Below are 11,369 nucleotides of genomic sequence, written 5' to 3' on the forward strand. Positions count from 1 at the left end.
TGAGGCGCTCAAGACAACCCACAGGCTCAGCTCAGGCTCTTGCCGCGCCCTGATGGGAGGGCGGCCTGGGCAGCAGTGTGCCCTATGGGGGTGCTCGGCCCCCTACACGGGCTTGGCACACAGCTCGGGCGGCTCCCGTCCGCGGCCCTCCTCGGCCCCTCCGCTCCAGCCCTCACCTTCAACTGGCCTCCCATTTTTCTTATGCTCTCGCCTGAGGAAGGAGTGGCTTACGGACTTGCCCGCACAGACAACAGAACAGGCCTTGGCGTTCATCACGGACGAGGGCCTCTTCGAGCGGCTGGCGACGGCCATCCTTCGAGAAGCCGAACCCGACTACGCATCGCTGGCGCACCCTGGCGTCAATGTCGCGGGAAAGACCGTCAAGTCGCCACTCGACGGAATCTGCTTCGTCCAGGGTGCCAATCCGCCCCACATGATCGCGGTCCACCACACCATCACCGCGCGAGGCGATTTAGAGAAAAAATGGCTCCATGACCCTTCGAAGGTGAAGCCACGCAAAGGGACGAAGCCGAAGGCTCCGGCGGGGGATCTCCGCAAGACAGCGGAGTTGGTCGCGCAAGAGAGAACACGAACGCCGAATCTGCGTGCAACGTTGGTCCTCACCACCAACGAGGAGCCAGGCGAAGCGCTGGTTCGCGACGTCGTGGCGGCAGGGAGCGCGCACGCGATGGCGATTGACCTATGGCCGCGCTCGAGGCTGAGCCACTTCCTTGATCACCACCCCAGGGGCCAGTGGATCCGCCGCGCCTATCTCGGCATCGAGCAGGAACAGCTCTCGGCAGAGCTGCTCCATGAATTGTCCAAGAAGAGCCTGGAGGCCTCCCGCCCACTGGATGACCCTTCCACCTGGGTCCCGCGGACGCTGGACACGGTCTTGAGTGCGAGCCTCGCTCGTGACGTGACCTTCCTGGTGGCAGGTTCCGGCATGGGCAAGTCCGTGGCCTGTCATCGCAGGCTCTCCGCGCATGTGGAAGGCGGTGGATTCGGGCTCGTTCTTCCTCACGTGGCGGTCGAGTCCTCGATGACGCTCGACCAAGCCATTACGGCGACGCTCCGCCAGTTGCATCCCGCCTTGGCCGTGACGGGCCCGTCGGCCCTCTCGCTGTGCTCACCTGAGCACCCGCTGCTGCTCGCTGTCGAGGACATCAATCGTTCGGGACGCCCTCAATTGTTGCTGGAGAAGCTCGTCAGTTGGCGGCGTGTACCGGGCAAACAGGAGGCTGGGGCGCTGTCCCCGTGGCGTCTCATTTGCCCGTTGTGGCCGGAGACGCTCAGCGCATTGAGCGATCAGGCCCAGAAGCTCATCGCCTCTCTCATCATCACAGCAGGCGGCTTCAGCGAGGACGAAGGCCGCGACGCTGTTGCCACTCGGGCACGAAGAACAGGGCATGAGCTCAGCCCTTTGGCCGCCGAGGAGATCACGAAGGCGCTGGGTCACGATCCACTCCTCATTGCACTCCATGATCCGGGGGCCGCGCCCGATCCGCACCGAGTCATCGGTGGCTTCGTGGAGCGTTCGCTCTCACGGACCTCGGCAGGAGCCAAGGACTATCCGGCCGCGCAGTACCGCCAAGCCCTTCGGGCGCTTGCGGGTGAGATGCTTGCGAGCCGTCAGGTAGAGCTGACGTGGCGTGAAGTGAGCAGTTGGAAGAGCCTGCAGGGCGAGCCCCTTCGGCTCATCAGCAGCCTGGCCCAGCAAGGGGAGCTGATTCGCATCGCAGGGCCTTCAAACGAACAGCGGTTGGTGTTCCGCCACGACCGCATTCGAGAGTGGCTCCTGGCAGATGCTGCGGCTGAACTGGATCGCGGGGGAGGCTTGGCCGATGAGATATTGACAGAGCCGTATTTCGCGGAGGTGATTGGTACCGTTCTCGCATGGGAACGTCCGTTGGCGGGCTTCCTCCAGCGGGTTGCATCCTCAAACCCGCTTGCGCTCTTCTACGCACTGCGTCTGCTGGGCGAGAACGGCGGGCCTCATGGGGAGGCGATTGTCCAGGCCATCCACCGATGGCTTGACGAGCCAAGCACACGAGACCCTTCAAACAATCACCTGAGGTGGGAAGCGCTCGCCATTCTGGCGGAGACGGATTCCCGCGCTGTGCCGGACATTGTTCACAAATTTCCGGATCGAACCACGTGGAGCCCATTCGCTCGGTTTCGCAATGGTGACCTGTCGGGCGGAATCGAGGCCTGCTTCCATTTGGAACCAGGCCTTGGAGCACCGTGGCGAGACATCCAAATCGCTCACGCAAAGTTCCGCTATGGCAAACGCCTGCCCGACGCCTTGAACAAGTATCTCAGGCAGCCAAGCTTGAACAGCCCGTCGAGAGTGGGCGCCTTGCGTCTTGCCGGCCACTTGGCTGATCCGAGTCTGGCCCCTGCGATAGAAGCGTGCTGGGGCACTGACGAAAACCGCTCCGCTCATCTGGCCGACTACTTATGGGCATTCGCGGAGTGCTGCGGGGAGGACCCTCCACGCTACCTCAATCCTGTCTGCGATGCGTGGGCCTCACTTCCCGATGAACCGGAGCGAGAGGGGGACCCGTCGCCGCGCGAAGACTTCGCGAGCGACGAAGTGCGCTGGGCATTTAGCCGATGGCCACCGAGGGCCGCCATCGAATACTTCATCCAACGCGCTTCGCAAGAGGACCTCCGATGGCCAATCACATACATGCTTCATAGCATGGACGATCCAGGCGCCGTCTTGTTTGTGGCCCGCGAAGTTGCGGCCGATCAACGGCGCTTTGAGGGAACAGATTCCACGTCGGGTTTCGCCACGACAGCGCCAGACGAATGGCGTCGTGCTCAAGAAAATGGCCGGCCGATGTCGCAGGCATCTCGAGACCTGTTGCTTGAAGCTTGGCAATCTGAGGGAAACGACAAGTACCTTCGCAGGGCAGCGTTTTCTCTGTGGTCCCAGACCAAAGACCCGAAAGATCTAGAAGTCCTCCGCACAACCAAACCCTCCGCCGAGCTGGCGGACAGGGTTCTGGCGGCGCGACTGATTCGTGCAGACCCGCTGGCGATTCCGGCGATGATCGAGAAGATAACCTCGGGCGGCGGCCGCCATTGGTGGCGGTACGGACGATATTTATGGTCACCGGCGCTCACTCAAACTCTCGATGAGGAACTCGGTAGGCGTGGGGCATTGGCGAAGCAGTCTTGGGCGGATGAGTCCAAGTTTGATTCGGACTGGATTATCTCCGAGTTGATTCAACGGCTTCCAACGGACGAGGCTGAACGCCTTCTTCTCAAGCATTGGCATCACCTTCGTTTCAGCCCTCGGTTTGTGCAAGCAGCGCTCTACCTCTGCACGCCACGCCTCTTGGACGCCGCGAGAGCGGCCATCAAAAACTGCCCTCAGCCCGCCGTGCTTCTGCGGCATTTCAGTACCCATGTGGGCATGAATACACACGGCCGCCCGGGGCTCACCCGTGAAGCGCAAGTATGGGCGATGGTTCCCTATCTTCACCTGCTCTCCCCCAGTGATATCTACTCCTTATGGGAAGCATGCAATGACCGCAGCTGGTTCTCACTGCGGCGTGAGTCCTTGGACAAGGCACTGAAGGAACCGCACAGCGAACACAAATGGAATCCCGATCGCCTTGTTTCGAAACTCGACAAGACGGTGGCGGAGAAACGAACTGTTTGGATGGACCTTCTGCTCGGCCGCTTCCTCAAAGCCGATGTCCCGTGGCCCGAGATTCTTGCGGTAATGACCCGTTGGCTCGAAGAGCGCCGCTCACTTCAAGCTTTGCGAATCGTCGCCGCCGCTGTCTTGCATCAAGGGACACGCAATGACATGTCCGCGCTAAAGATCGCTCAGGCAATGCCTGAACCCGCAGCGAAGCAACTTGTTGCGGACACACAGTTCGCCCTACGCCGCAAGAGGCCTCGCTAGTGACGGTGCTGGGCCGTTCCTCGGTGATACACATTCCGGGCTTCATGCTGAAGGCAGCAATGGAAGAGATGGCGATGGTGGCGCTCGAGGGCCAACGCGGGCTGCCCAAGCGGCTCACCGAATCCGTCTTCACCTTCAGCGAACGCGTTCCCCCAAGCAGGAGAGGAGGAGGCGAGAGCCGGGAAGGAGGCAGCGGGCAGAACGGAGCGGATGAAGCAGAGGACGCCGCGAGTGGACTTTTGCCGAGTTGCTGAGGAGGACGTTCGCCCTGGACGTGTTGGCCTGCGTGAGGTGTAGAGGCAGGCTTAAGGGTGTTGGCGTACGTGAAGAGAGTACGAGGGGTGCGCGCGATTCTGAAGCACCCGGGCCTGGCTACAGCAGGTGCGAGGCTCGCCCCGGCGCGAGGGCCACCCCAGGCAGCGGGGTGTTGAGGCGCTCAAGACAAACCACAGGCCCAGCTCAGGCTCTTGCCTCGCCCTGATGGGAGGGCGGCCTGGGCAGCAGCGTGCCCCATGGGGGGGCTCGGCCCCCTACCCTACACGGGCCTGGCACACAGCTCGGGCGGCTCCCGTCCGCGGCCCTCCTCGGCCCCTCCGCTCCAGCCCTCACCCTCAGCGAGCTGTTCAAGCAGCGCGCCCTGACCGCCCTTGCGTGCCATCCATCCGCCTGCTAGACACTGAACCATATGGTTCAGTTTGCCAATGCCGGCCTCGATGCTTCGTTCGCCGCGCTCTCCGACGCCACCCGACGCGGTGTTCTGGAGCAGCTCGGGCGTGCGGAGGCCTCGATCACGGACCTCGCCGAGAAGTTCAACATGACCCTCACGGGCATGAAGAAGCACGTCGGTGTCCTGGAGCGGGCCGGGCTCGTGATCACGGAGAAGGTCGGGCGCGTGCGGACCTGCAAGATCGGCCCGCGCCGACTGGAGGAAGAGATGGCGTGGCTCGACAGATACCGCCAGCTCTGGGACGCACGCTTCGACGAGTTGGACAAGGTTGTCGAGGAATTGAAACGGAAGGAGCAGGCCGATGGACGCAAGAAGAGAGAGTGAGCCCGCAGCCATGAAGAACCGCACGACCGTGGAACTGAAGTCCGAGCGTGAGACCGTCGTCACGCGAACTTTCAATGCTCCGGCACGCATCGTGTTCGAGGCGTGGACAAAGCCCGAGCTGTTCAAGAAGTGGTGGGTGCCGAAGTCGATGGGAATGACCCTGGTTTCCTGCGAGATGGATGTTCGTACCGGGGGCACGTACCGTCTGGTGTTCGGCCAGGGGATGGCGTTCTTCGGGACGTACACCGAAGTGACACCGCACTCGCGCCTCGTCTGGACCAATGAGGAAGGGGGTGACAATGCGTCCGTCACCACCGTGACCTTCGAGGAAAAAGAGGGCAAGACGCTGCTGGTCGTGAGCGAACTCTACCCCTCGAAGGAAGCTCTCGACGCTGCCGGCGGTGCGGCGGATGCGCTGGTCGAGACGTTCCAGCAACTGGACGAGCTTCTCGTCACCCTGGCGTGAGCGTAGGTCGGGCCTGACGCAACCGGCGACCGGGCGCGGTCGATAATGCACCGGCCCTGGAGAGAGCAATCTCCAGGGCCGGTGCTGTTTTTGCGCCCCTCCAAGGACCCCCACCCCATGCATGCCCGTCTCCCGGCGCGGACCCTCCGCTCCCTCACTGGAGCACTCGCGCTCCTGCTGCTGACCCGCTGTGTCGCGCCCACCGAAGCGCCCGCCCCCACCACCGTGCGTCAGGCGCTCGCGTGCAGCGGCGGCGGAAGCATCGACCAGCACGCCGCGCAGTGCGACGGCACGGGGAAGCTCCTGTCCTGGGCGCCTCCCACGGCCCCGGGCAGCTCCGCCGCGTATGACTACGTGCTGGACCTGAACCAGAACTACCTGCTCGCGCTCCCCAACCTGTCCAACCTCACGAACCCGTCGGTGGCCAAACCCGCCTACTACGCGCACTCGTACCTGTGCAGCGGCACGGCGCCCGGGTGTTCTCCCGCGGGTCAGCCGGTGGGCTGGCCGCACAACCCCGCCGGCCTGAACGCGATGCTCATCGAGTCCGGCCTCGCGTACTCGCCCTACAAGAACGACCCGCGCTTGCGGAACGTCGCGCTGGCGCTGCTGGACTGGCACCTGGCGCACGGCATGACGGCCGTGAGCGACCACTGGTCGAACGTGCCCTACGCGAGCGGCGCCAGCGGCACGCTGACGTACGCCGGCGCGCAGGCGGGCGCATCGGTGGGCGTGGGCGACGGCGTGGGCTACCTCCAGCCGGAGAAGGTGGGCGCGCTCGCGTGGGCCGCCATCCAGGCCTTCAAGTTCAATGGCAACACGGCCTACCGCGACATGGCCATCCACGCGGCCAACCAGCTCACCAGCCACCTGCGCACTCCGACCGCCACCGTGTCGCCGTGGCCGTACCGCGTGCGGGCCTCCGACAACGCCGTGCGCACCGGCGCGAACATCGTGGACAACTACGCGTCCAACGTCGTGGAGCCCCTCAAGCTGTTCCAGGAGCTCATCAAGCTGGGACAGGCGGGGGCGCTGAACGGCGCGCCCGGCTACAGCAGCACGCAGCTGGCCCAATGGCAGAGCACCCAGGCCACCGTGCTCGCGTGGCTGCTGGGCAGCAACGGCCCCATCGCGACGCAGAACTGGACCCAGTACTTCGAGGACGTGGGCTCGGACGCCACCAACAACCTGAACCAGCTCGTCCCCGGGGAGACGGCCAAGTTCCTGATGGACAACCCCGGCCTGGACCCGAGCTGGCAGGCGCACGTGCAGAACATCATCGCCTTCATCGAGACGAACTTCGGAGACACGCTGGAGTTCGGCGCGCGTCCCATCAAGGAGCAGTACGCCTTCCACTACAAGATGGGCAGCCACACCGCGCGCTACGCTGCCGTGAACGCGCGCTACGCGGAGCTCACCGGGGACGCGACGGCGAAGGACAAGGCCTTCCGCGCGTTCAACTGGGCCACGTACATGGTGCGCGACAGCGGGCTCACCATCGACGGGCCGTATCCCAACAACGTCTGGTTCACGGACGGCTGGGGTGACTTCATCCGCCACTTCGTCATCGGCATGGGCGCGCAGCCGGACTGGGCGCCCGCCGGACAGAACCACCTGCTGCGCTCCACCTCCGTCGTGAAGAGCGTCACCTACGGGCCCGGCAACGAGGTCCGCTACACCACCTACGACGCCAGCGCGACGGAGGTGCTGCGACTCGCCTTCGTCCCCTCGGCGGTGACGGCGGGCGGCACCGCCCTGTCGCAGCGCACGGACCTGGCCGCGGACGGGTGGACCTTCGACACCGGCAACAACGCGCTCCGCATCCGCCACTCGACCAGCGGGGTCATCGTCATCTCCGGGGCGCCTCCCACCGCCCCCGCCGTCGCCATCACCGCGCCCTCGGCCGGTCAGAACTTCACCGCGCCCGCGACGCTTGTCCTGAGCGCCACGGCCACGCCCACCTCGGGCCGCACGATTGCCAGCGTCACGTTCCGCGCGGACGCCACCGTGCTCTGCACCGTGAACGCCCCCGTCTCCAACCCCGTCACCTGCACGGCCACGAGCAGCCTGGGCAATGGCAGCCACACCGTGAGCGCGGAGGCGGTGGACTCCCTGGGCGAGAGCGGCTCCGCGTCGGTGGCCATCACGGTCGCCGGCCCGCCCACGGTCAGCATCCTGAGTCCTGTCTCTGGCGCCACGCTGCCCACGGGGAGCACGACCCTCAACGCGTCAGCCAGCGCGGGCGCGGGGCGGACCCTCACGCGGGTGGAGTTCTTCCAGGGCACCACGTCGCTCTGCTTCACGACGACCGGCACGGGCTGCACGTGGAACGCGACGGCCGGCACGTACTCCAATGTCTTTGCCCGCGCGACGGACAATGGCAGCCCGGCGCTTATCACGAACTCCGCGCCGGTGAGCTTCACGGTGAGCGCCTCCGCGGGCGGCGTGCGGCTCGTGGGCGTCGACACCGTGGGGACGCAGAACGACTTCGACAACGGCGGCTCGGTGAACGCCTTCCAGTACACCGCCGTCGCGACAGGGACGCTGGGGACGCTCAAGGTCTTCGCGGCGCCGGGCAATGCCAATGCGTCGCTGTCCATTGGCGTCTACAGCGATGCCTCGGGCGCTCCGGGCACCCTGCTCTCCTCCTGCACCACCCCGGTGGTGGACCCGCTGCCGCTGGTGACGGGGCAGTGGTACGGCTGCACCGCCGCGCCGCAGGTGACGCTCACGTCGGGCACCGTCTACTGGCTGGCGCTGCTGGGCGCGAACGGGGGCGGCGTGTTCCGCTACATGGACCTGCCCACCGGCGCCATGCGCTACTCGCCAACGGGCCTCTCCGCGCTGCCGGGCCCCACGTTCGGCAGCTCCACCGTGTACACGGGCGCGTCCAGCGCTTCGATGTATGGCCTCTCCGCGGGCAGCGCCACCGCGCCGGCGGTGTCCATCACCCAGCCGGCCGCCAACGCCAACTTCACCGCGCCCGCCAACCTGAACCTCCAGGCCACCGCCACGGCAGGCCCGGGCCGCACGCTCACGAAGGTGGAGTTCTTCGACAACGGCACCACCCTGCTCTGCACGGTGAACGCGCCCACCACGGCGTCCGTGAGCTGCGGCGTCAGCTCGCTCCAGGACGGCGCGCACAGCGTGACGGCGAAGGCCACCGACGACACGCTCCAGGCCACCACCTCCGCCGCGGTGCCCCTCACGCTGTCCAACCCGCCCACGGTGAGCCTCACCTCCCCCGCCGCCAATGCCACGTACACGGCGCCGGCCTCCGTGCCGCTGGCCGCGACCGCCAGCGCGGGGTTCAGCCGGAGCATCGCGCGGGTGGACTTCTACGCGGACGGCACGTCGCTCATCTGCTCCAGCACCACCAGCCCCCACGGCTGCACCTGGAGCAATCCCTCTCAGGGAAGCCACACGGTGCGCGCCGTGGCCGTGGACAATGGAAATCCCGCCGCCAGCACGAACTCCGCCACGGTCTCCATCACCGTGAGCAGCGCCACCACCGTGCCCGCGGCGCCCACGGGCCTGATGGCGACGGCGGTGTCGCCGGGGCAGATCAACCTGGCGTGGACCGATGCCTCGAACAACGAGAGCGGCTTCCTGGTGGAGCGGGCGCCGGACGTCTCCGGGGCCCCGGGCACCTTCGCCCAGGTCGGGACGCCGGGCGCCAACGTGACGACGTTCAGTGACACGGGCCGGACCGCGAGCACCCGCTATTGGTACCGGGTCCGTGCGACCAACGCCGCGGGAAGCTCGGCGTACACGGCCAACGCCAGCGCGACGACCCCCGCCGCGCCCACCGCCCTCGTCGGCAACAGCACCGTGCTGACGACGTCCGACTTCGAGCACGCCGGCGTCGCGGCGGCGTTCAACTACGCGGCGAGCGCCACCGGCAACGTCACGCGGCTGAGCCTCTACGTGGATGCACAGACGACGGCCACCACGCTCCAGCTCGGCCTGTATGCGAATGGGAGCGGGACGCCCGGCGCGCAGCTGCGCAACTGCACCGTCACGTCCGTCACGCCCGGCGCCTGGAACGTCTGCACCATCACGTCCCAGGCGGTGACGTCGGGCACGACGTACTGGCTGGCGGCGCTCAGTCCCACCGGCGGGGGCGACATCTACTGGCGCCACACCAGCGGCACCGGCTCCTACAAGGTACAGCCAGGCCTGACGACGCTGCCCGCCACCTGGTCCGGCACCGGCGGCTACCCGGGCAGCAACATGTCCGCCTACGCCGGCAACTGAGCCAACGCGCAGCGGATTGAATCCATCAGCGCAGGGCATCGCGGGGTGCCCTGCGCCAGGACGCCGGCCCAACGCAGGGCAGGCGGGCTGGAGGGGGCACGTCCACCGAGACACCCTGCATCCCGAACGCCGCCCCCTCCCCATTCAGTTGAAGTGTCGCGCACCCGCAGGTGCTAGGGCTTCATCACTGCGGCCCTCGTTCAACACCGCGATACTGCGAAGGTGAGGATGGACGAGAAGATGGATGTGCTGCCCGGGTACACCCTGGGTGCGATCGTGCGGCAGGGGGAGAGCGCCGTCGTCTACCGGGGCACGTCCGCCGACGGCCGACGGGTGATCGTCAAGCTGCTGCGCTCCCAGGAGCCCTCTCCCAGAGAGCTCGCGGAGCTCCGCCACGCGTTCGACTTCGGGCGTGAGCTCGACTCGCCAGCCGCGGTCCGCACGCTGTCCCTGGAAGCATCCGGCAGTCGCTTCGCCCTGGTGTTCGAGGATGGTGGAGGCCGATTCCTCGACGAACTGGTTGGGGCTCCCATGGAGTTCGGCCGCGCGCTCAACCTGGCCGTCGGCATCGCCGAAGCGCTCACCCACCTCCACGGCCACGGTGTCATCCACAAGGACGTCTGTCCGGAGAACCTGGTCGTCGATGTCGAGCGGGGCCACGTCCAGTTGACCGACTTCGCCCTCGCCGCGCGCGGTGGGAGCGAGCCTGCGTCTCTGCTCCCCATGCCACGACAGCTGGTGGGGCGTCTGCCCTACCTGTCGCCCGAGCAGACAGGCCGCATGGACCGCCCCCTCGACGCACGCACGGACCTCTATTCGGCGGGCGTCGTCCTGTATCAGCTGCTCACCGGACAGCTGCCCTTCCAGGCCGAGGACCCGCTCGGGTGGATCCACAGCCACCTCGCTCGCACGCCCCGGCCGCTCGTGGAGCTTCAGCCCCAGCTCCCAGCCGTGGTGTCGGACCTGGTGATGCGCCTCCTGGCGAAGGCGCCCGAGGACCGCTACCCGACAGCGCAAGGATTGCTCGTGGATCTGCTGAACTGCCGCCAGCAATGGACCTCGAACCAGCGGATCGAGCCATTCGCCCTCGGCGCCAGCGACGCGCTCGGACAGCTGCGAACACCGCAGCTGCTCCCGCTTCGGGAGGCCGAGCTGGAGCAGCTGCGCGCCGCCTTCGAGCGGGTGGTGGCCGTGAAGCTCCCGGAGCTGGTCCTGGTGATGGGCGAGGGGGGCGTTGGCAAATCCTCCCTGGTGAACCAGCTCCGGTCCACGGTCCTCGACAGGGGCGGCCTCTTCCTGACGGGCAAGTTCGACCAGCAGCAGGAGGCCCCCTACGCTGCGTTTGTCCGCGCGTTCCAGCCCCTCTTCCGGCAGCTCGCCACGGAGGACGCACCCCAGAAGGCCCGGTGGCAGGAGCGGCTGGATGAGGCGCTCGGCGCGAGCGGGCAGCTGATCGCCGACCTCATCCCGGAGTTGCTCCAGGTGACCGGACGGCTGCCGGAGGTCGCGCCGCTGGCGCCCGTCGAGGCCCAGAGCCGCTTCCTCCAGGTGTTCCGGCAACTGCTGGAAGCACTCACCGGGGAGCACCCGGTGACGCTCTTCCTCGACGATCTCCAGTGGGCCGATGAGGCCAGCCTGCGGCTGCTCCAACACCTCGCGTCCCACCCCGCGCC

At 66.8% G+C, this 11,369-nt stretch carries 6 protein-coding genes; all 6 read left to right on the top strand.

The features are described 5' to 3' along the window. Positions 1-235: 235 nt before the first annotated feature. On the top strand, positions 236-3,922 hold the full coding sequence (locus D7W81_RS42015; protein ID WP_147445552.1) for an NACHT domain-containing protein: 3,687 nt from the start codon (positions 236-238) through the stop codon (positions 3,920-3,922). Next, a complete protein-coding gene (locus D7W81_RS43535) occupies positions 3,922-4,176 on the top strand; it encodes a DUF1731 domain-containing protein (protein ID WP_244227302.1) in 255 nt (84 codons plus the stop codon). The genes D7W81_RS42015 and D7W81_RS43535 overlap by 1 nt, the downstream gene beginning before the upstream one ends. Positions 4,177-4,607: 431 nt before the next feature. Continuing rightward, a complete protein-coding gene (locus tag D7W81_RS19600) occupies positions 4,608-4,973 on the top strand; it encodes an ArsR/SmtB family transcription factor (protein ID WP_120556910.1) in 366 nt (121 codons plus the stop codon). Positions 4,974-4,983: 10 nt separating this feature from the next. Next, on the top strand, positions 4,984-5,439 hold the full coding sequence (locus D7W81_RS19605; RefSeq protein WP_120556911.1) for an SRPBCC domain-containing protein: 456 nt from the start codon (positions 4,984-4,986) through the stop codon (positions 5,437-5,439). Positions 5,440-5,556: 117 nt separating this feature from the next. Beyond that, positions 5,557-9,696, top strand: a complete 4,140-nt coding sequence (locus D7W81_RS19610) for an Ig-like domain-containing protein (protein ID WP_120556912.1) — start codon at positions 5,557-5,559, stop codon at positions 9,694-9,696. Between the two features lie 228 nt (positions 9,697-9,924). Beyond that, the coding region (locus D7W81_RS19615) for a serine/threonine protein kinase (RefSeq protein WP_147445553.1) at positions 9,925-11,369 on the top strand (1,445 nt) is incomplete at its 3' end.

It is taken from the genome of Corallococcus aberystwythensis (genome assembly GCF_003612165.1).
Classification (GTDB): domain Bacteria; phylum Myxococcota; class Myxococcia; order Myxococcales; family Myxococcaceae; genus Corallococcus; species Corallococcus aberystwythensis.

Excerpts from the sequence above, each read along its gene's own strand:
- D7W81_RS19610 (WP_120556912.1), top strand. The coding sequence starts at position 5,557 with ATGCATGCCCGTCTCCCGGCGCGGACCCTCCGCTCCCTCACTGGAGCA.
- D7W81_RS19605 (WP_120556911.1), top strand. The coding sequence starts at position 4,984 with ATGAAGAACCGCACGACCGTGGAACTGAAGTCCGAGCGTGAGACCGTC.
- D7W81_RS19600 (WP_120556910.1), top strand. The coding sequence starts at position 4,608 with ATGGTTCAGTTTGCCAATGCCGGCCTCGATGCTTCGTTCGCCGCGCTC.